Annotated in this window: 25 protein-coding genes; 15 read left to right on the top strand and 10 right to left on the bottom strand. The window is 43.9% G+C overall.

What is annotated here, in order from left to right:
* Window positions 1-128 precede the first annotated feature (128 nt).
* From EEX84_RS02770 to EEX84_RS02760, 3 genes are all read right to left on the bottom strand, one after another.
* Window positions 129-521 (bottom strand): DUF1259 domain-containing protein, encoded by a 393-nt coding sequence (locus tag EEX84_RS02770; RefSeq protein WP_123164068.1) that lies wholly within the window; start codon window positions 519-521, stop codon window positions 129-131.
* A 461-nt stretch (window positions 522-982) separates the two neighbouring features.
* Window positions 983-1435 (bottom strand): DUF305 domain-containing protein, encoded by a 453-nt coding sequence (locus tag EEX84_RS02765; RefSeq protein WP_123164067.1) that lies wholly within the window; start codon window positions 1433-1435, stop codon window positions 983-985.
* A gap of 306 nt (window positions 1436-1741) precedes the next feature.
* Window positions 1742-2329 (bottom strand): YdhK family protein, encoded by a 588-nt coding sequence (locus EEX84_RS02760; RefSeq protein ID WP_123164066.1) that lies wholly within the window; start codon window positions 2327-2329, stop codon window positions 1742-1744.
* A gap of 240 nt (window positions 2330-2569) precedes the next feature.
* Here EEX84_RS02760 and EEX84_RS02755 point away from each other — a divergent pair, with 240 nt between their 5' ends.
* The 3 genes from EEX84_RS02755 (at window position 2570) to EEX84_RS02745 (ending at window position 5647) form a co-directional block, all read left to right on the top strand.
* Entirely contained in the window at window positions 2570-3484 is a 915-nt protein-coding gene (locus tag EEX84_RS02755; RefSeq protein ID WP_192892911.1) for a F510_1955 family glycosylhydrolase, read from the top strand.
* Window positions 3485-3588: 104 nt separating this feature from the next.
* Window positions 3589-4992: a sensor histidine kinase gene (locus tag EEX84_RS02750; protein WP_123164065.1), complete on the top strand. Its 1404-nt coding sequence runs from the start codon at window positions 3589-3591 to the stop codon at window positions 4990-4992.
* The gene (locus EEX84_RS02745; protein ID WP_192892910.1) at window positions 4970-5647 is read left to right on the top strand and encodes a response regulator transcription factor; all 678 of its coding nucleotides are present in this window, start codon (window positions 4970-4972) and stop codon (window positions 5645-5647) included. Before EEX84_RS02750 ends, EEX84_RS02745 begins: the two co-directional genes overlap by 23 nt.
* Window positions 5648-5706: 59 nt before the next feature.
* Here EEX84_RS02745 and EEX84_RS02740 read toward each other — a convergent pair whose 3' ends face one another.
* Window positions 5707-6039: a four-helix bundle copper-binding protein gene (locus tag EEX84_RS02740; RefSeq protein ID WP_123164064.1), complete on the bottom strand. Its 333-nt coding sequence runs from the start codon at window positions 6037-6039 to the stop codon at window positions 5707-5709.
* 323 nt (window positions 6040-6362) lie between these two features.
* Between EEX84_RS02740 and EEX84_RS02735 the strand changes: the two genes are divergently transcribed.
* Entirely contained in the window at window positions 6363-8294 is a 1932-nt protein-coding gene (locus tag EEX84_RS02735) for a fructose-1,6-bisphosphatase (RefSeq protein WP_123164063.1), read from the top strand.
* 120 nt (window positions 8295-8414) lie between these two features.
* Here EEX84_RS02735 and EEX84_RS02730 read toward each other — a convergent pair whose 3' ends face one another.
* The 4 genes from EEX84_RS02730 to EEX84_RS02715 all read right to left on the bottom strand — a co-directional run bounded on the left by EEX84_RS02730 (window position 8415) and on the right by EEX84_RS02715 (window position 11505).
* Complete coding sequence (locus tag EEX84_RS02730; RefSeq protein WP_123164062.1) at window positions 8415-9041, bottom strand: FMN-binding negative transcriptional regulator; 627 nt, start codon at window positions 9039-9041, stop codon at window positions 8415-8417.
* Window positions 9042-9061: 20 nt separating this feature from the next.
* Entirely contained in the window at window positions 9062-9622 is a 561-nt protein-coding gene (paiA, locus tag EEX84_RS02725) for a spermidine/spermine N(1)-acetyltransferase (RefSeq protein ID WP_240033903.1), read from the bottom strand.
* Window positions 9591-10043 (bottom strand): MarR family winged helix-turn-helix transcriptional regulator, encoded by a 453-nt coding sequence (locus tag EEX84_RS02720; RefSeq protein ID WP_123164061.1) that lies wholly within the window; start codon window positions 10041-10043, stop codon window positions 9591-9593. The genes paiA and EEX84_RS02720 overlap by 32 nt, the downstream gene beginning before the upstream one ends.
* Before the next feature lie 256 nt (window positions 10044-10299).
* Window positions 10300-11505, bottom strand: a complete 1206-nt coding sequence (locus EEX84_RS02715) for a MalY/PatB family protein (RefSeq protein WP_338048363.1) — start codon at window positions 11503-11505, stop codon at window positions 10300-10302.
* A gap of 200 nt (window positions 11506-11705) precedes the next feature.
* Here EEX84_RS02715 and EEX84_RS02710 point away from each other — a divergent pair, with 200 nt between their 5' ends.
* The 8 genes from EEX84_RS02710 (at window position 11706) to EEX84_RS02670 (ending at window position 21822) form a co-directional block, all read left to right on the top strand.
* Window positions 11706-12614: a LysR family transcriptional regulator gene (locus EEX84_RS02710; protein WP_123164060.1), complete on the top strand. Its 909-nt coding sequence runs from the start codon at window positions 11706-11708 to the stop codon at window positions 12612-12614.
* 1047 nt (window positions 12615-13661) lie between these two features.
* Window positions 13662-14204 carry an NADPH-dependent FMN reductase gene (locus tag EEX84_RS02705; RefSeq protein WP_123164059.1) on the top strand — a complete coding sequence of 181 codons (543 nt, stop codon included), beginning with the start codon at window positions 13662-13664 and terminating at the stop codon, window positions 14202-14204.
* Window positions 14205-14398: 194 nt separating this feature from the next.
* Window positions 14399-15277 (top strand): AraC family transcriptional regulator, encoded by an 879-nt coding sequence (locus tag EEX84_RS02700; protein WP_123164058.1) that lies wholly within the window; start codon window positions 14399-14401, stop codon window positions 15275-15277.
* 477 nt (window positions 15278-15754) lie between these two features.
* Window positions 15755-17200 carry a purine-cytosine permease family protein gene (locus EEX84_RS02690; protein ID WP_123164056.1) on the top strand — a complete coding sequence of 482 codons (1446 nt, stop codon included), beginning with the start codon at window positions 15755-15757 and terminating at the stop codon, window positions 17198-17200.
* Between the two features lie 237 nt (window positions 17201-17437).
* The gene (locus EEX84_RS02685; RefSeq protein ID WP_123164055.1) at window positions 17438-17812 is read left to right on the top strand and encodes a hotdog family protein; all 375 of its coding nucleotides are present in this window, start codon (window positions 17438-17440) and stop codon (window positions 17810-17812) included.
* 168 nt (window positions 17813-17980) lie between these two features.
* Window positions 17981-19654 carry an amidohydrolase gene (locus tag EEX84_RS02680; protein ID WP_123164054.1) on the top strand — a complete coding sequence of 558 codons (1674 nt, stop codon included), beginning with the start codon at window positions 17981-17983 and terminating at the stop codon, window positions 19652-19654.
* Between the two features lie 91 nt (window positions 19655-19745).
* Window positions 19746-21089, top strand: a complete 1344-nt coding sequence (locus EEX84_RS02675; RefSeq protein ID WP_123164053.1) for an aminotransferase family protein — start codon at window positions 19746-19748, stop codon at window positions 21087-21089.
* Window positions 21090-21294: 205 nt separating this feature from the next.
* On the top strand, window positions 21295-21822 hold the full coding sequence (locus EEX84_RS02670) for a DUF421 domain-containing protein (RefSeq protein WP_158599063.1): 528 nt from the start codon (window positions 21295-21297) through the stop codon (window positions 21820-21822).
* A 76-nt stretch (window positions 21823-21898) separates the two neighbouring features.
* On the opposite strand, the gene EEX84_RS02665 is transcribed toward EEX84_RS02670, so the two are convergent.
* A complete protein-coding gene (locus EEX84_RS02665; protein WP_123164051.1) occupies window positions 21899-22693 on the bottom strand; it encodes an OsmC family protein in 795 nt (264 codons plus the stop codon).
* 58 nt (window positions 22694-22751) lie between these two features.
* Window positions 22752-22958, bottom strand: a complete 207-nt coding sequence (locus tag EEX84_RS02660) for a hypothetical protein (protein ID WP_123164050.1) — start codon at window positions 22956-22958, stop codon at window positions 22752-22754.
* A gap of 291 nt (window positions 22959-23249) precedes the next feature.
* On the opposite strand from EEX84_RS02660, the gene EEX84_RS02655 reads away from it, so the two are divergent.
* From EEX84_RS02655 to sdhB, 3 genes are all read left to right on the top strand, one after another.
* A complete protein-coding gene (locus EEX84_RS02655) occupies window positions 23250-23747 on the top strand; it encodes a hypothetical protein (protein WP_123164049.1) in 498 nt (165 codons plus the stop codon).
* Between the two features lie 44 nt (window positions 23748-23791).
* The gene (locus EEX84_RS02650) at window positions 23792-24697 is read left to right on the top strand and encodes a prenyltransferase (RefSeq protein ID WP_123164048.1); all 906 of its coding nucleotides are present in this window, start codon (window positions 23792-23794) and stop codon (window positions 24695-24697) included.
* A gap of 138 nt (window positions 24698-24835) precedes the next feature.
* A complete protein-coding gene (gene sdhB, locus EEX84_RS02645; protein ID WP_192892909.1) occupies window positions 24836-25606 on the top strand; it encodes a succinate dehydrogenase iron-sulfur subunit in 771 nt (256 codons plus the stop codon).
* Window positions 25607-25688: the final 82 nt, after the last annotated feature.

Below are 25688 nucleotides of genomic sequence, written 5' to 3'. Positions count from 1 at the left end.
CTGACAGAACTGTGACAACAGTTGCGTCGGGCTTTTGTCCTTTTATGCTTATTCTATAACAGAACACACGAAAAAATGATGATTTACTGCAGACTAGTCTATTTTTTGTTCAGACAGGAAACATTCTATTATTTTTTTAGAACTTTGAAGGAATTCGCCAGTTTTTGCGCAAACTCTTCCGGTCTTTCCACTGATTGTACATGGAGATACATAATGCTGGGCTCTGCAAAAAGCCAATGGTTATGAAGAGCAGAAATGGGTAATCCGTTTTTTCCTAGAGCTATTGTGAAATCAGGAATTTCTTCCGGAAGCAGAACAATTTCCGCATGGTTCAATGCAGTCCCATCCTCTTCTAAAGACTCAAAGTGAATTTCCATACTTATTTCACTTTTGAAAGGCCGTCCCTGAACCGTTACTTCCAAATCTCTTGGTTTTGATGCTTCCACCATTCCATCTTCGGGTTCTGCTTCTACTCCTAAAATTTCACCAAAGCGCTTCGCGATTTCTTCAATACTAGCCATTTTCAATCTCTCCTTTCATCGTTTTTTATCTCTGTCTGCATGCGTTGGTATTATGAACTGTATGCTTATGTAATTTCCGATTCTAATGGAACTAAACGTAACTTTCGCTGATTGCAGATCGGAACCGTGTACTGATTGATCACATATTTAAGAGATGTAAGTTATAGAACATAATACTGTTGAATTTTTTCCGATTGTCATTTTTTAAGCCTAAATTTAGTTGACGGGAAAACTATGGTCATTCCTGTGCTATTGCCAAGAAAAGAAGAGAAAAGCAACATCTGAACTCAAGGTTTACACCCGACCGATGATTGAATTGAAAGTGAAAGCAGCTGAAATTCATTTTCAGTTCTCAAAGCGAGCGTAGCAGTGGATTGTCATCCAGCAATGCAAAAGAAAGACCGGATAGAAAATTACTTCATACCCGGTCTTACTTCATTTAAATCGTTTTATAAGTACAGTTATTCCTCATTTTCTAATTCTTCGATCAGTCTTTGCATTTCCGCGATTTCTTCACGTTGCGTTTTAATAATCGAATCTGCCAGCTCTCTCGCTCGCGGATCAGAAATAGTAGCCCGCTCACTTGTCAGGATAGCGATGGAGTGATGGGGAATCATTGCTTTCATCCATCCGGTATCTTCGATTAATACCTGGCTTCGGACCAGCCATAGTGAAAGTGCGAATACAACAGCACTGCCGGCTAAGATAATGGAATTCACCTTTTTGTTCTTATACATGGGCCACATGAACAACATCATGACGATGGCCATGACCGAACCCATAATGAGAGCCATGTAAATTCTAGTTTCACTGAAGGTGATATGCTCAAATTGAAAAACATTTAAAAACATCAACCAGTACATCAAGAACGTTGAAGTGGCAATCATGATTCCGAACTTTACATAATTGTTCATAATCCTCTCTCCTTCTATAGTAGTTATAGATTGGGCAACCAAGTAATTCGTAGTTTTCATCTATTCGAGACGAAGACTTCCTTATTTGTATACCATTTAAATTTTCTGATAAACTCCATAGAAAGTGCAAGAATTTTTATAGAATAAGGATTTTGACGAATTTCATCGCTGTCCGGTTAGTAAAGCCAACTCTTAAACACGAAAAAATCGCTGAACAACTGAAGCTTAGAGGTCTTTCTTTTAACTATTTATCGTTCGATTTTTATCAGTCATTTAAGAAAGTGAGAATCTGTCATTTCACTAAACTTATTTTGCGGACAGTTCATCTTCGGTTACCCATTTGTGATTGGTAACTTCCTCACCTCCGGTTGTAGGCATAAAATCGACCATATAGACAGTCGTTTCTTCGGCAGAATCAATTGTAACCGTTGCACCATTCATTCCTTCCATATGATCGGCAGAAATGGTCGCCTTCTCGCCTGCCTCCAGTGGTTCGCTATCTGGGTTTTCAAGTTCTTCGTGAATGACCCATTTGTGGTTTTCAACCGGTTCACCGCCAGTGGTGGGTGTATAGGTGACCGCATAGACAGTCGTATCATAGGCTCCTGATATTGTAGCTTCAGTGCCGTTCATTCCTTCCATGTGATCCGTGTCGATAATGGCCTGGCTTCCGACTTCAAATGTTGGACTTTCAGCTTCCTGTAAATCATCCGGCACTTCTCCTGTACTTGAATGATTCATTTCGCTGTGGCCGGAATTGTGGCTCATGCTCTCTTCGACCTCGTTATTCGTGTCCATCGGCTCTTCAGTTTTCTCGCTTCCTGTATTGCAGGCGCTCAAAGTCAAAGCGGTTAGAAGAGACAATATTCCCGTCAACAATTTGTTTTTTGGCATCTATATCCCTCTTTCTTTTCGTTTTTCGATTTAACTTTACCCGAAAATATTGCACATTGTGTGCAGGAAACATGACTTTTCATAAATGTATATTTCATGAACTGAGAAGTGGCGACTTGGTGAAAGGAGAAAAGAAAGTCTCTATTATATAGCAGAAACTGCACAAAAAATCGAGACTTTTTCGTTAAACTGGTGGAGAAAACCGTTTCTAAAAAACGAGCAATTTGGAGGAATAGTAATATGACGAAAAAAAGATTGATGATAGGTGCAGTATTGGCTATGTTCTTATTAACAGGCTGCGACAATTCAGCAAATTCAGCGGATTCTTTTGAAGTGCCTTTTGACGGTGAACTGAGCCATGTCCATGGAATGGGCTATCCGGGGAATGGGGACGGACTGTATTTCGCTTCCCACATTGGATTGAAAATCTACCAAGAGGGCAAATGGTTTGAAACAGCGGATAATTTCCATGATTATATGGGCTTTAACGCAATAGACGAAGGTTTTTATACGTCCGGACACCCGAGCGCTGCTTCAGATTTGCCTAATCCACTTGGGATTCAGCGCAGTTTGGATGGCGGAGAATCCATTGAAGAAATTGCATTTCAAGGAGAAACTGATTTTCACGCCATGGCTGTAGGGTACAACACCCATGATATTTTCCTCCTCAATCCGGCGAAGAACTCCTTGCTGGAAGCAGGATTTTACAAAAGTAACGATGAGGGAGAGTCATGGGAGCCGGTTAAAGCTTCAGGATTAGAAGGAGAAGTATCGGCGCTCGCCCTTCACCCGACAGATTCGAACTTCGTCGCTGCCGCTACTTCTGCAGGTGTTTATTTCTCGCGTGATGCCGGAGAAAACTTTGAAGCAATTACAGCGGAAAGTGAAACCGGCACAGCGGTGCATTTCGCCGAAGATCACCTGTATTTTGGAAGCTTTGGGAAGACTTCCGCTTTGATGAAGTATACGATTGAAAACGAAGAGCAGGAGATGCTGAATATACCGGATCTTCCCGAAGACGCCATCGCTTTTATCGCACAAAATCCGAATGATGAAATGGAATTGGCCATTTACACATTGCAGGGCCAAGCTTATCGGTCGGAAAACGGGACACAATCCTGGAACTCCCTGCTGGAAAATGGAAATACTATCTAAAGAAAACTTGAAATCCGGTTATAAGACGAACCAAATCCGACGACTTTTGGTGGTGATCAGCGTCTCGCTGACTGCTTAACCAATGGGTCTTAAAGAGGGACGCCATGTTGAATAGACTTGCATTAAAAATCGGTTTGCTGTTTTTTGTTTTTATCGTCATCATCGAATCGGTTTTGTTTCTAACCTTGTATGTTACCTTCGTTAATGAACGAGTGGATGAAGTCATGACAAATCTGCTCGCAAGAGGAAATACCCACAGCGAAGTATTGGAAGACAGCTTTGAACCGGAAACATTGAGCCATGTGGCTTTGATGGAGTCGGCTTCCGATTTTATCGTAATAATTACGGATGCTGATGGAAACGAATTGACCCACTCCGATTCAATTGAACCCGAAATGAGTGAAGTGTTGGAACACACTGATTTTGGCGAAATTCCGAAGGAAGGGAAGATCGTTGAAGAGAAATGGGAAGAAAAAGATTTTATTGCGGCCGACAGCCCGATTACGATTGCAGGAGAACATCGTGGCCATGTGTTCATGTTTGCGGAAACAGATCACATCAAACAGATGGTTAAGCATTTGAGAAATCAATTCCTCGCCGTATGCCTGATTGCTATCGGGCTGACCGTTGTCACGGTTTTCCTGTTGTCCCGATTGATTACGTTGCCGCTGATTCGGATGAAGAAAGCGACAGAACAATTAAGTGAAGGAAACAACGAAGTCAGACTGAATATCGATCGAAACGATGAGTTGGGCGAGTTGGCAAATGCGATCACCACTCTTTCCAATGATTTGGACCGTTTGAAAAATGCCCGAAATGAATTCTTAGCGAGCGTTTCGCACGAATTGCGGACTCCGTTGACCTATATCAAAGGATACGCTGATATAGCGAGCCGGCTGGATACTTCCGATGACGAAAAACGAGAATATATTACCATCATCCGGGAAGAAACGACACATTTGACGGAGCTGATCCGGCATTTGTTTGAATTAGCTCAGATGGATCATAACCAGTTCACCATTAAAAAAGAGAATTTTTCAGTGGAAATGCTTTTTATAACCGTTGTTGCCTTAGTCCGGCCAGCCTTTGATGAGAAACAGATTTCGTTGTCTGTCCGATGTGAGCAAGGGATTGTCGCTTTCATAGATCCCGAACGCTTCCAGCAGGTACTGCTGAATGTATTGGACAACGCGCGGAAACATTCTCCTGTAGGAACGCAGGTGACATTACAGGGAATCCAGGATCAAGAAACGATTACGGTAAATATCAGCGATGAAGGAGAGGGCATACCGAAAGAAGATGTTCCTTTTGTCTTTGACCGGTTATACCGGGTGGATAAATCCCGTTCCAGACAACACGGCGGCAATGGACTCGGCCTGGCCATCGCCAAGGAAATCGTCGAGTCGCACGGTGGTCGGATTACCCTCCGAAGTGAGCTCGGCAAAGGGACAACTGTCCGGATTGAATTGAAAAGGGGGGAATCGCTTGCAGAAAGTACTGTTGGTTGATGATGAAAAACGAATGCTGGATTTAGTGGCTTTATATTTGAAGCCGCATCAATATCACTGCAAAAAAGCATTGGGACCACGAGAAGCCCTCGCCTATCTGAAAACGGAGGCTTTCGATATTGTCTTATTGGATATTATGATGCCGGAAATGAATGGTTGGGAATTGTGCTCCGAAATACGGAAGTTCTCGGATATACCGATCATTATGCTGACGGCCCGTGAACAGCAAGAAGATATTATTAAGGGGTTGAACCTTGGAGCGGATGATTACATTACGAAGCCATTTAATGAAGAGGAGTTATTGGCCCGGATGGGTGCGCTGTTGCGTAGAACAACTCCGAAAAACATTACTGAAGCGAATGGATTATTATGGGACGAGGACCGATTCGAACTTACTTATCGAAAAAATGTCATCAAACTGACGCCCAAAGAGTTCATGATGGTAGGTCATCTGATGAACAATCCCCATAAAGTCTTTACCAGGGAACAACTAATTCAGCTGATTTGGGGATTCGATTCGGAGACAGAAGGAAGGACCATCGATTCGCATGTGCGAAATGTGAGGGAAAAAATCCGGCAATCTGGTTTTCCAGTCGATGACCATTTCATCACCGTCTGGGGAGTTGGCTATAAATGGATAAATGAAGGAGAATAATACGTTGCAAAAAAAAGGCCTGTCGGTGAACCTGTTTCCGACGGGCCTTTTGTGTAAAATCACGCGATGTTCCGGCAAGCTTCTGCGCATCTGTGGCAAGCTTCTGCACAACGTTTGCAGTGTTCATGGTGATCTGCATGCTTGTCACATTCATTTCCGCATGCTTCGCAGATGGTCGCACAAACTTTGGCGAGTTCTGAAACAAAAGGCGAGTTGCGGGTTATCGCATGTTCTAAAAATGCACAAATATCGGCACATTCCCGGTCCAGTCGAATGCACTCTGCCACCATCTTCACATCTTCTTCCTGTAAACAAGCGTCAAAACAGTGGTTACATTCTGCTGCACACTCGTGCAAAGTTTGAATCAATTCCTGATGTTGTTCATGAGCCATTTCTAAAACCTCCATTTTTTTAATTTTGTTTCATTTTGTAAATTTCCCTCTACCCTTTGAACTAAACAAAAATTCAGAAACTCCATAGAAACTGCACACTTGACAGTAACTTTCTGGTTCCTTCCGTTCGGTCTTCCTCTTCTAAAAAAATATGATATGAAACCTTCAATTCGTAAGGCCTTGAGGAAAATTGTTTCATCTGACAACGGGTTTAAATTAAAAAATAAGAGGAAGTGTCTTAAAATCCTTTATTATAAGATATGATGGAGGTAGTACATAAGGTTGCAGAATAAAGAAAAGGATTCTAAAGGGGGAACACCGGGTTGAATTTAAAATACTTGGATTTGTTGGCGAAAAAATACGACAGTGAAGAAAAAGTGGCAACGGAGATCATTAATCTCGAAGCCATCCTGGATCTTCCCAAAGGAACGGAGCATTTTGTGAGTGATCTGCACGGCGAGTACCAGGCGTTTCAGCATGTTCTGCGCAATGGTTCCGGAAACGTAAAAGTGAAAATCAGGGACCTTTTCAAAGAGGAGCTGCAGGAAAAAGAGCTGAATGAATTTGCCACACTGGTTTATTATCCTGAAGAGAAACTGCAATTGGTCAAAAGCAATTTCAGCACCAAAAAGGAATTGCAGGAGTGGTACATAGAAATGATCGAGCGGATGCTGAAGCTGGTTTCCTACGCTTCCTCCAAGTACACACGTTCGAAATTACGAAAAGCATTGCCCGTGCAGTTTGTTTACATAATTGAAGAATTGCTGTATAAAACGGACGAATTCAAAAACAAGAAGGATTATTATGCAAAAATGCTCGAACGGATTATTTCCCTGGGACAAGCCGACAAATTGATCATCGGCCTTGCTTATACCATTCAGCGATTGGTGGTGGACCATCTTCATGTAGTGGGGGATATATATGACCGGGGGCCCGCTCCGCATAAAATTGTTGACACACTCATCAATTATCATTCCGTTGACATTCAATGGGGAAACCATGATGTCCTGTGGTTAGGGGCTTTTTCCGGGTCGAAGGTCTGTCTGGCGAACATCATCCGGATATGTGCCCGTTACAATAACCTAGATATTATCGAAGACGTTTATGGCATCAATCTTCGGCCGCTTTTAAACCTGGCGGAAAAATATTATGATGACAATCCGGTTTTCCGCCCCAAGAAAATTTCCGGTGAAACACTGACTGAGCAGGAGCAGCTGCAGATCACCAAAATCCATCAGGCTATTTCGATCATCCAGTTTAAGCTGGAAAGCCCAATCATCAAACGCCGTCGGTGCTTTGATATGGCGGATCGGCTTTTGCTTGAGAAAGTGGATTTCGATAAAAACGAAGCCACTCTTCATGGGAAAACATATCCGTTGGAAAACGCTTGTTTTGCGACCATTAATCCGGACAAGCCGGAAGAGTTACTGGAAGAAGAAAGACTGGTGATGGAGAAGTTGCTGTTTTCTGTCCAGCATTCAGAAAAATTGGCGAGACATATGAACTTTCTCATGAAAAAAGGCAGCCTTTATCTGCAGTATAATGGCAATCTGCTGATTCATGGCTGCATTCCGTTGGAGGAAAATGGAACGATGAAAGAAATGGAGATTGAAAGAAAGGCCTATGCAGGCCGTGAACTGCTGGATGTCTTTGAAAGTTATCTCCGCTACGCCTTCGCACATCCGGAAGAAACAGATGATTTTGCGACCGATATGGTTTGGTATTTGTGGACAGGCGAAAATTCTTCGCTTTTTGGAAAACGGGAAATGACCACATTCGAGCGGTATTTCATCAAAGACAAAGCGACGCATAAAGAAAGAAAAAACCCTTATTATTACCTGCGCGAAGACGAGGAAATATGCCGCAGGATGCTCGCTGAATTTGACTTGGATCCGGATCATGGACGGATCATCAACGGGCATACGCCGGTGAAGGAAATAGACGGGGAAAACCCGATTAAAGCGAACGGCAAGATGCTGGTCATCGATGGCGGTTTTTCCAAAGCATATCAGTCGACCACAGGAATCGCAGGGTATACGCTACTGTATAATTCCTATGGTATGCAGCTGGTCGCACACCAGCTTTTCAACTCAAAAGAAGAAGTTTTGAGCAACGAAACCGATGTGTTGTCTGTAAAAAGATTGGTGGACAAAGAATTGGAGAGAAAAAAAGTGCGTGAAACGAATATTGGTGAGGAACTGCTGCAGGAAATCTCTGATTTGAACAGTCTGCGAAAGCATCGCTATATGAAATGACTTCAATACAGCCGTTCCTGTAATTCGAGACATAAGCTATAACTTTTTATAATTTCCTGAAAAGAACGTTCGTCATGTTGTGGTACACATCGACGAACGTTCTTTTCATTTCATTTCACTTCAGGTTGCATCTCCAGGCTTTCTCGTTTGCATCACATCCGCGATTTGTTTGGAGCCAGCATAATCTTCTTTGCGCAGTTGGCCGATAATGTTCTGATAATCAGCATCCGAGCGGTTTTGGCTTAATTTATAGGCAGCTTGAATCTCCGTTATTTTCAGTTTGAACCCGACAATTCCTTTCAGTTCCTTCTCCAATAACCCGGACGACATCGTTTCCCAGAGAACTGGTTGTTCACGGTGCTTTTCGTAGGTTTCAAGCAGCCTCGTCAAGTCCTGTTTCAGTTCGTCTTCAGAGAGCAGACGCGCCATTCCGTACACGTGCGCTGCCTGGTAATTCCACGTCGGGACATTTTCCTGTTCGTACCAGGAAGAGGAGATGTAAGCGTGTGGTCCCTGGAACGTTACCAGGATTTCTTCAGACTCTTCCAATGTCCGCCACTGCGGATTTCCGTATGCAAAATGTCCGGTCAGATAATAATAATCATTTTCTCTTCGAAGCTGCATAGGCAAATGCGTGGCAATTGGCCGGCCTTTTTGCGTCGTAATGAGCGTGCCGAATGCATTTTGCTCGATAAATTCCCGGACTTCTTCCATATTGTTCACTCGATAGAATTTAGGTATATACATGACGCAACTCCTTTCTGTAATTATCCCACTGTTTTTGTCATAATCAGGTCGGTCTGTTCGTCGTCTCCCATAAAAAACGAATGGCTGCCGGTTACAGCAAAGCCTTTTTTCTTATAAAACGCGATGGCGTTCTCATTTTCTTCCCAGACACCGAGCCAGATTCTCTTTTTACCCAGTTCTTCTGTCAGCTCCAGTGCTTTGTTGAGCAGTAATTTTCCGAGACCGTGTTTCTGGAATTCTTTTTTTACATAAATCCGCTCGACTTCAATCGCGTCCTCGCCCATGTCTTCAGTTTGCGCATCATCGGTATTGACTTTCAGGTAGCCGGCCACTTTTCCGTCGACCAGCGCGAAATAGAAGTGAGAGGAAGGGTGAGAAAGCTCCTCTGCCAATTGAGACCGATTAAATGATTTATCCAAATAGGCTTTTAGATGATCAGGTGAATTCTGTTTTTCGAAAGTCTCGGTAAATGTAACTTTACTGACGTTCTGCAGTTCATTCAAATCGGCTGCTGTGCATTTTGTAATCATATGGATCGCTCGCTCCTTTTCAGTAACTTCGCTTGTTTCCTTTTTTGACATATTCCCAGTCCTTCTCGATATTTTTGCGGATCCGGTGCAGATACTCGTGTGCGGCATCTTTTTCTTGAGGAGTAAATCCTTCCAAAGCCACTAGGTTCGAGTGTTCATTTTCCCGGATGATCAGCGGATAGACCCGGTTTCCTTTGTCAGTCGGAAAGAGTCTCTTTATTTTCTTATTTTGCGGATCTTCATTCTTTTCGATAAAGCCGCTTTGTTCAAGTTTTTGGATGGCACGGGTGGCGGTGGATCGGTCGACTTTGATCATATCCAGTAATTGTTCCTGAATAATGCCGGGATTTTCACAAATACGGACGACGTATAAATATTGGCCTTTCATCAGATCCAGCTCTTTGAACTCGATATTGCTGATGGAATCCAAAGCACGGGCAATCATCCCGATTTCACGCAGAATTTTTGTCATTAGAGGCTCCTTTCTATTTTTGTTGCAAATGCAACAAAATATAAACTAAATTTAACGCATCATAACTGTAAACGCAATAGTCTATAAAAAGTCATCTAAAAAAGGACGAAAGCGAATTCCGCTTTTGCCCCTTTTTAGTCATAGAAGAAAATGGCTTTTATTCCTATTATATTCGACGGCTTCATAGTATGGTGGTTTTACAGACGGAATGATATTTTCTTTCAAGGAATGAGTGACGGATTTTTTTGCGGGATACTTACAGGCTGATAGACTCTTTTTCTTTTACACAGAGGCTGAACGCCTGGATGATTCTTTTTATTCCTTCTTCCAGCGTCTTCTGAGGGCATGCTGCGTTCAATCTTAAAAAGCCGATGCCTGCTTCTCCATATTTGCTGCCGGGTTCCAACGCAACATTTCCATGAACCAGAAGTTTTTCCATCACGTCGTGTTCAGACCATCCCAATTCGCGGTAATCAATCCATAACAGATACGTGGATTGAGGTTTGGTAATCCGTAGTCCTTGTACATTGCTTGTCAATTCTTTAATGGCAAATTCCATGTTGTTGTCCAGCAAAATCAGTAATTGCTCAAGCCATGGCTCACATTCTTCATAAGCGGCTTTCAAAGCAACAGAGGCAAAAGAATTCAATGCACCTGTACCATGTGCCAGCGCATACTGATCCAGTTTTACGCACTTCTCGTAATCGGAAGTAACAGTCATGGCAATTTGAATCCCTGCCAGGTTGAACGTTTTAGTGGGAGCTAGGCATGTAATTATGCGATCTTTTTCATCTCCGGCAATCTTGGCCAACGGAACGTGCCGATTGGGTTCAAAAATTAAATCTCCATGAATTTCGTCCGAGATAATTAATACATCATATTTGCTGCATAACCTGATGATTTCCTTCAGTTCGCTTTCTGTCCAAACACGCCCGCCTGGATTGTGAGGATTGCAAAGAATAAAAACAGAAGCATCTTGCAATTTTTGCTCAAAATCCTCGAAATCCATTGCATAATCGCCGGCTCTTTCGATGAGCTCTGAGTAAATAACTTCTCGTCCCTGATTTTGGGAAAGCAGGAAAAAAGGCGGGTAGACAGGGGGAGTGACCAGTATTTTATCGTGCTTTTCTGTGAAAGTCTCGATGATCGCAGCTATGGCAGGAATAATTCCCTGATGGAAGTGAAGCCATTGCTTCTCGATGTTCCAATTGTTTCGTTTGAGCTGCCAATCTCTGACTGCTGTTTTACAGTCATCACAGACAAAGGAATAACCGAAAACCGGATGTTCCAACCTGTTTTTCATTGCTTTCAAAACGGGTTCGGGTGCAGGAAAATCCATGTCTGCTATCCACATAGGTAAGATATCCGAGGCATCTTGAAGATCGTAGACTTGCTCCATTGCATCCCATTTGACTGAACGGGTGTTTCTGCGGTTTTGTGTTTCTTTGAAAGAATCCAACATGGACCGCTCCTTTCTCATGATGTTATTTCGGTAAATGGACAAACAGACTGGAAGTGGTAAGTGGCCTGAAGGACCTGCAAAATCAGAAATATATATAGTAAGTATAAATAACAGCTGATTATTAATAAAATAAATATTAAGCATACTTATAATAAGTAAAAATATATATGATGGAACACTCCCAGAAAGGGGAAAGGAAAATGAATCAGCACTTAGAGGTATTTCTGAAGGTAGTGGAGATGAAAAGCTTTTCAAAGGCTGCGGAACAATTGCATATGACTCAACCCGCTGTGAGCCAGTACATTCGGTCACTGGAAGATACGATGGGGGTTAAATTGCTGGAGCGTACAAACAAATATGTCCGTTTAAACAAAGCAGGGAAAATCGTTTATCATCATGCGAAAGAAATGAAAGAAATCCATGGAAAGATGGTCCGTCTAATCGATGACTTGACTCACCAGGCCAGTGGGCCGCTTTCTATTGGAGCCAGTTATACATTTGGTGAATACATTCTGCCAAAAATTATCGCTGCGATAAAAGCGCAATATCCGGATATCAGCCCTGCCGTCACAATCGGCAATACAGCAAAGATAGCCGAGCTGGTCACGAACCACCAATTGGATGTGGGAGTGGTGGAAGGGCATTTTAAAGAAGTGAGTGATTTGCAGTCCGAAGCTTTTGCAAAAGACAGAATGGTGATTGTGGCTTCGGCAACTCATCCGCTGACTCAGTTAAAAGAGCCGATTACAACCAACCATCTTACTGAGCAAACATGGATTTTAAGAGAGACCGGTTCCGGCACAAGAGAGGCGGCTGAAAACGTCTTTAAACAGCTCGGTTTTTATCCATCTGCCGTTATGCATTTCAGCAGTACACAGCCCATCAAATCCATGGTGGAAGCCGGCGTGGGCATCAGCCTTTTATCGGATTGGGCAATTCAGAAAGAGCTGGACTATGGACATCTGAAAATTCTCGATGTACCAGGACTGCCTTACGCCCGAAACTTCTCCATCGTTACCGGATCTCCTTTTCAAACAAAAGCACTTTCTGCTTTTCTTGAATTAGTAAGAAACGGCAAAGAGTTGGAGAAAGCTCGTGTAAGAAATTGAAAACCAAAGGACAGCAAGACAGAAATGAAGGCGAAGCCCGCTCGTCTGTTGACTGAAGTATGGCCTGCCCGGGGCAGAGCTGCTGGTTTGACAGTTAGTCGTGAAACAGAGAAATCATCTCTTAAAAATTCACCTATCGCTTCGATCAAGCACTTTCTCGTTGAGCGTGTTTCATAATTTTTTGCTAAAGATAAGGGGAGAACGAAGTAACTGGTTCGAATAGAAAGCAACAGGGTTTTAGAGAACGTATCAAAATAAATGACTTGTTCCAAAGAATCTAAGTGAGCCAACGCCGGGAAGGGGCTCCCCGATATCGGGGTTCCGAATCATAATCATCTTCTGCGATGTAACAGGAAGCAGCTTCTGTCCACGCCCACAGCTCCAAGCGCCTGTTAATCGATATCACCGTGCCAAGTGGATATTGATGAGCTGGAGTGGTATACAGAAGTCTCAGTGGCTGTTCGGGTACAGCGCGCCCTTCAGAACCTATCCTTAGAGTTGAAACCGGTATTTTGAAATGCTGGGAAACCGCAGTTGCACGAATAAAACCAGTTTTTCCGTCCCAGCTTTAGAAGGATGGAGAAATTGGCACAGGGAACTTAATTGTTGTTGCGTGCCACTTAAACTACAAATTTGTTTTGCCTCGCAATGTAGCCCCCTGGATTGGCGTAAATAGTTTGCAATAAAGGACCAAATAAAAGCAGCCACTGTGTATTTTTTCGTCACATAAGGTACTATGGAATTGTGTTCTACTCCGTTTCAAGCCAATTTATAGGACATAAAAAAAAGGAATTTGATTGGATAGTGTACATAAGAAATTCAGGACGAAGCTCTCCATCTTGGATTTGGCGACCATTTCTGACGGAGAGCCTGTAATGCAAACATGGCAGGATATACCGATTTCGTGCAGCTGGAAAAAACGAGCAAGTGGATAAAATCATGATTTTGAATATGCTGACGGAAAAAGTACGCGTCTCCATTCTTATGAACTGTTGGCCGAAGCCTTCATTTGATTTTTAAAAAAGAAATTACGAGGAGGAAGAAGAAATGAAAGTTGTTGCAATCGTAGGCAGTGTCCGCAAAGACTCTTTTAACAGAAAGCTGGCGGATTTTGTGCAAAAGCGTTACGGAGACCAGTTGGAAATTGATATTATGGATTTAAGCATTCTGCCATTATACAATCAGGATATTGAGAACAACGAGCCGCAGGAAATCACGGATTTTAAAACGACTGTAAAAGAAGCAGATGCTGTCCTTTGGGTGACACCGGAATACAATGGTACCATTCCAGGCGTATTGGGCAATGCCATCGACTGGTTATCGCGTGTGGATAAAGTGATGATCGGCAAACCATCGTGGATTATGGGTGCGTCCATGGGCAACCTGGGCACGGTAAAAGCACAAATGCATTTGCGGGATATTTTGTTTGCACCGGGACTTCAGTCACCCGTACTGATCGGCAACGAAGTTTACATTGGGGCGGTCCATACAAAGATGGACGAAGCTGGCAACATCACAGACGAAGGCACCGTCGCATTTTTGGATTCCGTCGTTTCGAACTTCAAGAAATGGATGGAACGGTTCGCTTAATGCAACTGGTTAAATGAAACGACACCAACCTGCTTTCGACAGCTTAAACTGTCGGAAGCGGGTTTCTTTGATAAAAAAACAATGATGATGGTACGAAGTCTGCCAAAGATAGAAATCCGATAAATTCTGTACAGAACTTATCGGATGCCGGTTCGCCATTCTTTATAAAATGAAAAGTGAAAGGAGGTCAGAACATGGACATGCTGAAAGATATGAATGAAGCATTGCGTTATATAGAGGAGCACTTGGAGGAAGACATTGATTTCGAACAAGTGGCTGCCATCGCCGGTGTGTCAGAATTTCATCTCCGTAAAATGTTTTCGTACCTGTCGGGTATGGGGCTGAGTCATTACATCCGCAACCGCCGATTGTCTCAGGCGGCAATCGACTTACAGCGGGGCGGAGAGCGGGTAGTCGATGTGGCGGTGAAGTACGGCTATGACTCAGCGGACGGCTTCAGCCGTGCGTTCCGTGAATGGTCCGGCTTGAAACCTACAGAAGTGAAAGGCAGTGATGCTTTAAAAGTGTTTCCACGTCTGACTTTCCAATTAACGATTCAAGGAGGAATGGATATGAACTACCGAGTGGAAGAAAAAGAAGCATTCAAACTGGTGGGTATCAAAAAACGTGTACCGATGGTGTTTGAAGGCCAAAATCCGGAAATCATGAAGATGGTGCAGCAACTAACAGCCGAACAGCGCCAAAAGTTGCAAAGCTGGCGCAATACGGAAGTGAAAACCGTCGTTAATGCGTCGTTCAACTTTGACGAAGGACGCTATGAAGAAAAGGGGGAGCTGGATCATCTCATCGGCTCCATCACCACATTGCAACAGGATTTTGAAGATTTTGACGTAGTGGAAGTGCCACAGGGAAGTTGGGCAATTTTCAGTGCAGAGGGGCCATTTCCGCAGACACTTCAAAATATGTGGGCGAAAATCTTTTCGGAATGGCTGCCATCATCCAATTACGAGTTGGTGGACGGCCCTGAAATTTCCTTCAACGGCGACTTCACAAATATGCAGAACGTATCCAGCGAAATTTGGATTCCGGTAAAAGAAAGAGACAATAAATAAGCCGAATCTTTTTCAGTGATAAGACCAGTCAGAAAACAATCACCTTCAGCAAGCCTCCTTTTTCATTGTGTTTGAAAGAGGTGGCTTGTTATTATATGGAAAAGTTATATCGATATACAAAAATGATTTTAGAAAGTAAACGAAAAATGACTGATTGTCTTGTTCCTCATCTACAAATTCATAAAAAAGAAAAGATTCTTCCTTGGTGTTATGAGTTGTAGGACTTTTTAACGAGTTGAAGACAAAAGCCGTTATTTTCATATAATTATGCTAAAATAGAAAAGAAGTGATTTTGCCTGGTCCAGCCATTCTAGGGACAGGGAGAATTCACTGCTTTTTTTTGTTTGATGCGAATCGAGAAAATGCTGATGCCCCGCAACTTGCAAACCGTCTTCCTCCCCATAAGACGAGCAGTCCTACCAGCACGAAATTCCAAAAACAAAAAAGCAGAAATGAAAAAAGAAAGGATATGATTGAATGAGATCTGATATCACTGCAGATCAAGAGTTACACAAAAAAGACCGATCCCAAAGAGAAAGAGAAAAAGTTATACCTCAAAAAGAAGAAGCCACGGCTGATTATTCGTTTGATCGAGTCCCAAGAGAAGAACGGAAAATGGGCTGGCTGAGCATCACCAATATTACATTCGGCATTGCAACCGCCATATTCTATTTCCAGATGGGGAGTGTCATGGCCCTGCAGTTCGGAGCCGCCAACGCCATCATTTCAGCAGGATACGCGATTATCGTTGCAGGAATACTTGGAAGCATCATCGTTTACTTATCGGCTAAATCCGGCATGAACGTCAACTTATTGTCCCGCGGTGGATTCGGTTACATCGGAGCCTCACTCACCTCTTTAATCTACGCATCGAATTTTATCATGTACTGTGCGTTTGAAGGCATGATTCTTGTCGCTGCCGTGCACGCTTATTTCCCCGCCATCCCCTTGTGGCTTTTAATTGTTGTTTTTGGCACCGTGGTCATTCCATTGAACTGGTTTGGCATCAAGCAATTGGATAAACTGCAGAAATGGTCATTGCCGATTTTCGGCTTGTTCCTGATTGCAGCGATTTATCTCGCGTTTAACCGGCCGTCATTATATGAAGGAAGTTTTTGGACATATATGCCGGAAGGTGTGCAGATCGGTGGCACCGCATTGTTATTGTGTATCGGTATGCAGCACGGCATCATGGGATTGACCGCATTGATCGCTTCGGATTATGCGCGTTTCCTGAAACCGAAAGACCTGAAAATCGGTTCCATCGCCATCGGGTTTATTCCGCAGATTTTCTGTTTTGGCGTCATGGGCGGCCTTGGCATCTGGTTTGGCGTGACACTCGGCGAATCGAATCCGGGCGTTTATATCGTCATCCTGTTGGGGCTGGGCGGTGTCTTGTTTACGATGCTGACACAGATCCGCATCAATATCACCAATATCTACAGCAGCTCGCTGTCCCTGTCGAGCTTTTTTGAAAACATGTTCGGCTTTACGCCGGGCCGCCGTTTTTGGGTAGTCGTCGGGGGAGTCACAGCCATGATTCTGATGCTTGGCGGCATTGTTGATCATCTGGGTACGGCGATGACATTCCAGGGCGTGGCCTTAATGAGCTGGGCAGCGGTCCTGGTGACAGATGCTTTGGTTATTAAGAAATGGCTGAAAATCGGTCCCCGGTATTACGAATCAAGACAAGAGAATCTTTACAAATGGAATCCGGTCGGCGTTGTTTCGCTGATCGTACCAACTGTGATTGGGACGATTGCTGCACTCGGTTATATGGGCACTTTCCTTCAAAGTACGGCAGCGTTCTTTGCAGCACTCATGGCAGCCATTCTGACCGTTGTGCTGGGAATCGCAACGAAAGGCCGTTATTATATGAAGAAAGAAGCGCACGATATTCCGAAAGAAGATTGGATTGCCTAATCCGATTTCAAAAGAAAAGTTTTTCACTGTTGAAAGAGGATTATAACTTAAGGAAAGAGAAGTGAAAGCAAAGAGGCCTTTATCAGGGGCATCCTTTGCTTTCTTTTTTTGTGCTGTTCATCCTGATGTTTTTCATGAAGAGTGAACAAATACTGGGTTTGAAGCAACAGCTAAATAAGAAATTTACGGGATAACGCGTATGTTTTAAGTGACATCAAACAGATCGGAGGAATAGAATTGTCATTGCTGGTAGGCGATAAGATTAGTTTTGAACGGACCTTTACTACAAAAGATGTTGAGTTGTTCACGAAAGTGTCAGGCGACGAAGGGATTCATCATCTGGTCCCGGACGAACAGGGAAGGCTCGTCGTGCAAGGGTTGTTAACCGCTACACTGCCGACAAAAATCGGAGGTGATTACAGCGTACTCGCACGCCATATGGATTTCGAATTTTTTAGGCCTGTCTTTACAGGAGATACGATTAAATGCGAAGCTGTCATTGAGCAATTCGAAAAACAGAAGAAAAGAACACGCATTACAGCAGCTTTTCTGTGCCACAACCAACATGGGAAAGAAGTGTTGAAAGGTAGTTTTTCGGGAGTGATTCTTTAATTGGACAGAAAGTGCTCAGTCGCTAAAAAGACAGCAATCAGATACATACATCTATCCTTAACCGAGAGCACTTGACAAACGGGGGGGTGAAAAAGTTGGTCAGGACGATTTGTTTCCACTCGCCGGTCCGCGGCAAGCAATTCATATGAAAAGAGAGGACAATTACTTATGGGCAATAATTTGGCAGATTTACTATTGATCAATGGAAATATAATTACGATGGATGAGGAAAAGCCGAGAGCCACCTCAATTGCAGTTAAAAATGACACGATTGTATTTGTAGGAAAGACAAAAGATGCATTGGAATTGAAAGGAAGCTCAACAGAAGTTATTGATTTGAAAGGGCAAACGGTGATGCCTGGTTTTATAGAAAGTCATATTCATCCCACAATGTATGGTTTGAATTTATTGCAAATTGATTGTCGTACTGAAAATACCCCTTCAATTGACGAAATTCTGAAAAAAGTGGAAGAAGCGGCGAAGGATACTCCAGACAGTGAATGGATCAAAGGTTGGGGATGGGATGACAGTAAATTAGCGGAGAAAAGAAATCCTACACGATGGGACTTGGACAAAGTCGCACCGAACCACCCTGTTGTTTTGACTAGGACCTGCACTCACATGGCTGTAGTCAACTCAAAAGCTTTGGAACTGAGTGGAATCACAGAAGAAACTCAAGACCCCAGTGGCGGCCATATTGAAAAAGATTCCCAAACAGGGGAAATCACAGGGTTGCTCCAGGAAAAAGCGCAGGGCCTGGTAGCACTTCCTGAACTAACATTCAATGATATCCTGAAAGGGATGCAACTTGCTCAAAATGATTTTGCCAAGTGGGGAATTACGACTGTCCACGATATGTCGACACAGAAATCGGATATGGAAGTATATCAGGAACTTCTCAGCAATAATGAATTGAATGTCAGAGTAAGGCCCTGGTACTGGGCAGTCAGTCAGAATGAATGGTCAGGCCTTTTGGATGAAGTTCTTTCGTTGGGGATAAAAAGTGGGTTTGGAAACGATATGATCAAAATCCAAGGCATGAAATTTATGCTTGACGGAGGTATAGGTGGCCGCACGGCAGCTCTTTCTGAACCTTTCGAGGGAAGCCAATCGCGGGGAATCCTCTATTATGACGTTGAAGAGATTGCCCCGTTAATGGAAAAGGCCTTATTGGCAGATCTTCGTGTAGCTATTCATGGCATTGGAGAAAGAGCCATTGAAGTGGCAATCCAATCATTTGAAAAGGCAAATAAAAAAAAGGATATTACTTCAATGAGAAATCGAATTGAGCACTGTGCTCTTCCGACAACCGAGCATCTGCAAAGGATGAAAAAATTAGAGTTAGTAGCAGGATCTTCGATCGGGTTTCTGTATCATATCGGTGACAGTTACCTCGCGAATCTTGGTCCAGAACGGGTGGAAAGAGTTTATCCTCATAAATCCTTCAAAGACCATGGCATAGTGGCTCCGGGAAATTCGGACTTGCCGGTGACTGGCGGAAATCCATGGACAGGAATTTATGCGGCAGTGACGCGCAAAACCATTTCCGACCAAACATTGGACACAAAACAAAATGTTTCTTTATATGACGCCATAAAAGCATATACCGTTGACGCAGCATTCAGCTCACTCGAAGAACAATCACTTGGTTCTATCCGGCCGTCTGCAAAAGCGGATCTTATAGTTATGGCTGAAGATCCGTTTGAAATCGATATTGAGCAACTGGTGGATATCCAAATTGAAAAAACATATCTGGGAGGCAAAGTGGTTTATTCCAGAGAGCAGGATGTTCCATCGCTTAATAGTGGACAAGATCATATGGAAATTCAGAATAAACAATAATGCTTTCTTCGTTCAAAATTACAGGAGGTGAAAGTTGCTGATTTCCATCCTGAATGACTGGGAATAACATTAGAAAACAGGAGGCGTTCACATGGATCAATTAATCGAATGGGATAAAAAACATTTTATCCACCCGACATCTTCCATCAGAGATCAGCAGGAAAAAGGGGCAAAAGTGATTTTTGAGAAAGGGGAAGGGATTTATTTAACGGATAAAAATGGAAAAAAGTACATTGATGCCATGTCTTCCTTATGGAACGTGAACATCGGCCATGGCAGAAAAGAATTGGGGGAAGCAGCCAGACAGCAGATGGATCAACTGGCATTCAGTTCTGCGTTCTCCACATTCAGCCATGAACCTACCATACAATTGGCAAAAAAGATTGCGGATTTGGCACCATCCAATTTGAATGCGATTTTTTTCACTTCCGGCGGTTCGGAGTCCAATGACTCAGCTTTTAAACTGGTGCGCCATTACTGGAGAATCCAGGGACAGCCGGAACGCAACAAAATTGTCTCTTTGAAACGGGGCTATCACGGAGTCGCCGCAGGTGCCACGAGCGCCACCGGGATTCCGGAATTCTGGGATATGGCAGGCCAGCTGCAAAGCGGCTTTGTCCATGCGGCCACTCCTTACTGGGAAGGGACACAGGGTTCCATCAAGTCGATCCGTGAAGTGATCGAAGCGGAAGGACCCGAAACGATTGCGGCATTTATCGCAGAACCGATTCAGGGAGCAGGGGGTGTTCTGGTGCCGCCGAGCGATTATTTCCAGGAAATCCGTAAGCTATGCGATGACTATGGCATCGTATTTATCGCAGACGAAGTCATTACTGGATTCGGGCGGACCGGAACCATGTTCGGCCTGGAACACTCAGGCGTACAGCCGGATATGATGACATTTGCCAAAGGCGTGACGAGCGGTTATTTCCCGCTGGGTGGCGTTATTGTATCCGACCAGATCCATGGTGTATTGAAAGAAAAATCAATGGGCACGTTATTCCACGGTTTCACATACAGTGGCCATCCCACGGCTGCCGCTGTAGCGCTGAAAAATATTGAGATCATCGAAAAAGAAGGGCTTGTGGAAAATTCACGGAAGATGGGCGAATTGCTTCTTGAAGGGTTCAAGAAGTTGAAAGCCGATCTTCAGATTATCGGGGACGTCCGAGGAGTCGGTCTTCTTGGCGCTGTTGAACTGATGGAAGACCCATCCGCGAACAAGCGGTTTTCACCGGAGTTGAAAGTTGCCGGAAAAGTGATTGAAGCATTGCATCAGCGGGGAGTCATCTGCAGGGCTGTGGCCTACGAAGGAACGGACATCATTTGTTTTTCACCTCCTTTGGTGATCAAGGAAGAAGAGGTAAAGACACTGTTGGAAAAATTGCGTGAGGCGATTTCTGAAGTGGCACAGGAGTTGAGTGTCAAAAGTTGATCTTTTTAACCTCAGGCAGTATGGTTCATCAAATCCAGTAATTTCAAGTGATTTTCCCATTTCAAAATGCGGCCTCCTTTTCGCTTTCGGCGAAAAGAGCCGCTTTTATATGTATAAGACATCCGTGGGTTAATCGAAACAAGCGTTTATGACGGATTTATTCCGGGTATTCCATACAGCAAATGCTGTCGGAAGGAGCGATATCATGTTTGATCTGGTTATTTTCGACAACTGGAACAAGCTCATCCGAATTTTTCTGATGACTTTGCTTATATACCCATTCCTTATTGTCCTGCTGCGAATATCCGGCAAACGTTCTTTGGCAAAAGTGAACATTTTCGATTTTATCATTTCAGTAGCCCTCGGAGCCGCTTTTGCGAGCATTTTACTGACAAGAAGCATTACTTTTGCCGATGGCGCTTTGCTGTTATTCCTCCTGATTTTCTTTCAGTTCATCATCTCAAAGCTGGAAGTCCACTCCACAGTTTTTGCGAAACTGATTAAGGCGACTCCACAGTTCTTATACGTAGACGGCAAATTCAATGAAAATATTATGAAACGGAACCGTCTGGGGATGGATGATTTAAATGGGGCTGTCCGGAAAGAAGGAATGGCCTCTTATGAACAAGTGGAGGCAGTGGTCCTGGAGGGAGACGGTACTTTATCGGTCATCGAAAAAGGAAATTACACCTCCAAAGAAGCTTTGGATGGCGTAGAAGGAAAAGAAAATTGAAAAGAGCAATCATATCCTATGAAAATAAGCGCTGCTTTCCGGCAAAGGAAACGGCGCTTTTTTGATGGATTTCTATTCAAGATTCATTCAGTAAAGGTTTCATCAACCGGTTCATCTTGCCGACAAGCAATTCTATGGTGGCCTGCGGCAATTGGATTTCTGTCATTGTTTCTTCCATCAAATTCAACCAGATTTCTGCTCTTTCCGGTGTGGTGGAGAAAGGGTGTCTTTTTTTCATTTGTTCGATGTCGCTGTGGTTTTTGTCCGGTGCGTTTTCGTTTGCCAATTTTGAAATGAACTGCTTCTGGCGTTCTTTTAACGTTTCGACGCTGACATTCCGCTCAGCGAACATGGAGCTGAAGTAAGGTTGTTCCATCAATTTTTGATAAAATTTCTCCACCAGTTCGTCTATTTTTCCCTGTCTCACTAACAGCTCTTTTACATGCACAGTGCCGACTCGATAATCCACATTGCCTTCTATGGCTTTTCCAATGAAGCAGAAGATGCGCGCTTTTGCAGCTGCTTCTTCGTAGTCGCTTTGCTTGGAAGAATCACCACCGATAATCGTCGGGTGCAAAATCAGCTGGCTGAATTTCGTTTTGACCGGATAATCTGAGACAAAGCCTTCAGCAGAAATGTTAATCCGGTCGACTGGCAGGCCGATTTTTGTCAGCAGTGTAAACAATGTTCCGCTGTAGCAGCTTGAAACAGACCCGATCAGCAGCTCTTCCGGACTCACCCCAACGCCTTTCCCTCCCATGTTTTCAGGGCTTGAACAGGGCAGCACTTCTTCGCCGATTGTCAGCTGTCCTTCTCCTTCATTGCCGGTACCGCTCCATTGGACTTGAGTTCTGAATACCAGATCTTCCATTGGACGTTCCTCTCCTTTTTTCGGCTTTCCCCGAAGATGTTCTTAGTAGGATTTCACTTCAGCTGCGAAGAGAGAATGGGTTCGTATCCATTTCTTCTTCGGATTCAGCCTGTAGATTCAAAAGTTTTAACCCTTCCTGCTTTTCCTTCAATTTCAAGTGCACTTCGGTATATTTCGGATTAATGCTTCCATTTCCCAATCCTTCATCAATCATCCGGTCCACTTCACTGAAGCAACTGCAAGTCAGCGGTTTTTGAGTATTCATCTTGACTCCTCCTCGCATAGTTTGTTCTTCTTTGTACTCAGTTTACATGCAAAAAGCCCATGAAACCTTGATATACATCAAGTTCCAATAAAAGTGAAATAACATGCATGCAATCAGCAGTTCCAATCAACTTATCGGGTGGGATACATGTTATCTTCTCTGAAAAATTTTTTGTATGGACCGAGAATTGATATGCATCAAGGGACGGACTCTTTTACAATCGTATACTGAAAGTGAAGCTGCAAGTGATGTTGCATATTTATTAAAAAATTGTAGAAGGAAGGGATAGGGATGTTCTGGATTGTTCATCAAATCGTCTTAAGCGTCCATATTCTGCTGGGGATCACCTGGGTGGGCGGTATTTTGTTTGTCGGATGGGGCGTTTTTCCAGCCGCGGAGAAGCTGGATTATATAAGCCGTCAGAGATTTCTTATCAGCTTGATGCAAGGGGTCCATCATTTGTTTACTTTAGTCGGTTCGGGTGTGATTGTGACCGGCGTTCTGCTTGGTACTGTTTTGGGGCCGGTACGGCAATTGGACAGTATGTTTCATTCTGCCTACGGCCATAACTTGCTGATGGCGTTTACGGTGGGAGTGCTCACTCTTCTCTGGGGTGTCTTCGTCAGTTATCGATTTTCGATGAAAGTTTTGACGCACCAAACCTTGTGGAGAATGGCGGAGAACGGATACCCACGGCTTTTGAAAAATGCCATGAGAAGCGTGGCGATCGTGTCAGGAGTCGAAGTGCTGGGGTTTCTCGGGTTAGTCGCTATTATGCTGTCATTTTAGCAGATTAAGATGGAAATGCATTTTGGAAATAGGGAGTTGATCACATGAATATCTCAGCTGAATTTGCTGGTTATACTTACCGCTATTCCTGGCTCACACTCATCCGGCCATTGACATTATCGGGCTCCATCAGTCCGGCAGTGGCGGGAGCTGCATTTGCTGCACAAAAGGGATCGGTCGATATCCTGGTTTTCTTCGTATTTTTGGCTGCTGCCCTGCTTGTACAGATGGCGGTCAATATTTTCAATGATTATTTCGACTTTCTTCATGGGCAGGATGCTGAAAAGTGGGTAAGAACAGAGCGCACCGGCTTTTCCAGGCAGCCGCTTTTTTCCCAATTGCCAATAGCAGCAGCTGGGCTGCTTGTAGTTGCGGGAGGATTGGGAACCTGGCTTGCTTCACGGAGCAGTTACTGGATATTGCTCATTGGAGCCGTCAGCATTGTCGCCGGAATCTATTATTCAGCAGGGAAGCCTTCCCTGGCTTCAATTGGTGCCGGTGAAATGGTGGCAGCGATTTTCCTTGGTTTTGTGGTGACGAGTTTATCATTCGTTGTGGAAGGTGGGAACTTCAGTTGGCAAGTAGTGGCGATTGCTGTTCCATATGCCGCGCTTATCGCTTCCATGATTTTGGTGAATAATATCAGGGACATGGAAAAAGATAAAGGGTTCCGCTGTACAGTTCCTATTGCGCTCGGCCGCCCGAAAGCGATGCAGATTCTCGGGCTGCTGCTGGCTTTGCCATACATTTGGACAGCTGGCGTACTAGTTATGGGAATTGTAGGATGGATAGCGGTTATCGCTATTCTGGCATTGCCGATTGCTCTGCGGTTGCGTTGGAAACTGCGGGGAGACGCACCGCGGTGTGATGAGAAACAAGCCATGAAATTGGCTGCTTGGCATCACTGGGTATTCGGCTTACTGTTCGCTATCAGTATAGCGATCGGTTAAAGCAGTTAATCGCAAATAGTTTTGAATAATCTGAAAATAAATGATAGCATGAAATTAAATCGGAAAATATTTATCAAAGAATTCATGCTCATACAGAGGATTGTTCAATATATTGATAATGAAAGGAGCTGATTTATCGTGGGGGAAGCAGCAAAGACGGTCATTTTTGAAATTGAACGAAGAGATAAAACTGATGAAAAGCCCTATTGGGAGAAGTTCGAATTGCCGTATCGCATGAACATGAATGTCATTTCTGCTTTGATGGAAATCCGCCGCAACCCGGTCAATATGGAAGGGAAAAAAACGACGCCCGTCACATGGGATATGAACTGCCTGGAGGAAGTGTGCGGAGCCTGCTCCATGGTCATCAATGGCAAAGCACGCCAATCCTGTACAGCGTTGGTCGATCAGCTGGAACAACCCATCCGGCTGCAGCCGATGAAAACGTTCCCGGTTGTCCGTGATTTGATTGTAGATCGCAGCAGAATGTTCGATACATTGAAAAACCTGAAAGCCTGGATTCCGATTGACGGTACTCATGATCTTGGGGAAGGTCCGCGCATGCCCGAGCGTAAACGCCAATGGGCTTATGAATTATCCAAATGCATGACTTGCGGGGTTTGCCTGGAAGTATGTCCGAACGTCAATGATAAAAGCTCTTTCATCGGAGCGGCTCCGATTTCCATTGTGCGTTTGATGAATGCGCATCCGACAGGCGCCATGAATAAAGATGAACGCTTGAATTTGTTGATGGGGGAAGGGGGAATCCAACAATGCGGCATGGCGCAAAACTGTGTGGAATCCTGTCCGAAAGGGATCCCATTGACGACTTCCATTTCTGCAATGAATCGTGAGACAACCGTCCAGATGTTCCGAAACTTTTTCGGAAGCGACAGAATGGTGGATTAGAACAGCATACAAGAAGAAATAAAATAAAAGAGAGCAAAGGAGGATTGGTGGTGCACCCCAAAAGTTAGAGTTCAAAACTAAC

The organism is Planococcus salinus (genome assembly GCF_003719725.1).
Taxonomy (GTDB): Bacteria; Bacillota; Bacilli; order Bacillales_A; family Planococcaceae; genus Planococcus; species Planococcus salinus.
Note: the sequence above shows the minus strand (reverse complement) of the source record. Positions and strands in the feature narration are given on the sequence as shown.

What these genes read in the sequence shown, in the direction of transcription:
- EEX84_RS02770 (WP_123164068.1), bottom strand. Translation starts at nt 521, where the DNA reads ATGGCTAGTATTGAAGAAATCGCGAAGCGCTTTGGTGAAATTTTAGGA.
- EEX84_RS02765 (WP_123164067.1), bottom strand. Translation starts at nt 1,435, where the DNA reads ATGAACAATTATGTAAAGTTCGGAATCATGATTGCCACTTCAACGTTC.
- EEX84_RS02760 (WP_123164066.1), bottom strand. Translation starts at nt 2,329, where the DNA reads ATGCCAAAAAACAAATTGTTGACGGGAATATTGTCTCTTCTAACCGCT.
- EEX84_RS02755 (WP_192892911.1), top strand. Translation starts at nt 2,570, where the DNA reads ATGACGAAAAAAAGATTGATGATAGGTGCAGTATTGGCTATGTTCTTA.
- EEX84_RS02750 (WP_123164065.1), top strand. Translation starts at nt 3,589, where the DNA reads ATGTTGAATAGACTTGCATTAAAAATCGGTTTGCTGTTTTTTGTTTTT.
- EEX84_RS02740 (WP_123164064.1), bottom strand. Translation starts at nt 6,039, where the DNA reads ATGGCTCATGAACAACATCAGGAATTGATTCAAACTTTGCACGAGTGT.
- EEX84_RS02730 (WP_123164062.1), bottom strand. Translation starts at nt 9,041, where the DNA reads ATGTATATACCTAAATTCTATCGAGTGAACAATATGGAAGAAGTCCGG.
- paiA (WP_240033903.1), bottom strand. Translation starts at nt 9,622, where the DNA reads ATGTCAAAAAAGGAAACAAGCGAAGTTACTGAAAAGGAGCGAGCGATC.
- EEX84_RS02720 (WP_123164061.1), bottom strand. Translation starts at nt 10,043, where the DNA reads ATGACAAAAATTCTGCGTGAAATCGGGATGATTGCCCGTGCTTTGGAT.
- EEX84_RS02715 (WP_338048363.1), bottom strand. Translation starts at nt 11,505, where the DNA reads ATGTTGGATTCTTTCAAAGAAACACAAAACCGCAGAAACACCCGTTCA.
- EEX84_RS02710 (WP_123164060.1), top strand. Translation starts at nt 11,706, where the DNA reads ATGAATCAGCACTTAGAGGTATTTCTGAAGGTAGTGGAGATGAAAAGC.
- EEX84_RS02705 (WP_123164059.1), top strand. Translation starts at nt 13,662, where the DNA reads ATGAAAGTTGTTGCAATCGTAGGCAGTGTCCGCAAAGACTCTTTTAAC.
- EEX84_RS02700 (WP_123164058.1), top strand. Translation starts at nt 14,399, where the DNA reads ATGGACATGCTGAAAGATATGAATGAAGCATTGCGTTATATAGAGGAG.
- EEX84_RS02690 (WP_123164056.1), top strand. Translation starts at nt 15,755, where the DNA reads ATGAGATCTGATATCACTGCAGATCAAGAGTTACACAAAAAAGACCGA.
- EEX84_RS02680 (WP_123164054.1), top strand. Translation starts at nt 17,981, where the DNA reads ATGGGCAATAATTTGGCAGATTTACTATTGATCAATGGAAATATAATT.
- EEX84_RS02675 (WP_123164053.1), top strand. Translation starts at nt 19,746, where the DNA reads ATGGATCAATTAATCGAATGGGATAAAAAACATTTTATCCACCCGACA.
- EEX84_RS02670 (WP_158599063.1), top strand. Translation starts at nt 21,295, where the DNA reads ATGTTTGATCTGGTTATTTTCGACAACTGGAACAAGCTCATCCGAATT.
- EEX84_RS02665 (WP_123164051.1), bottom strand. Translation starts at nt 22,693, where the DNA reads ATGGAAGATCTGGTATTCAGAACTCAAGTCCAATGGAGCGGTACCGGC.
- EEX84_RS02660 (WP_123164050.1), bottom strand. Translation starts at nt 22,958, where the DNA reads ATGAATACTCAAAAACCGCTGACTTGCAGTTGCTTCAGTGAAGTGGAC.
- EEX84_RS02655 (WP_123164049.1), top strand. Translation starts at nt 23,250, where the DNA reads ATGTTCTGGATTGTTCATCAAATCGTCTTAAGCGTCCATATTCTGCTG.
- EEX84_RS02650 (WP_123164048.1), top strand. Translation starts at nt 23,792, where the DNA reads ATGAATATCTCAGCTGAATTTGCTGGTTATACTTACCGCTATTCCTGG.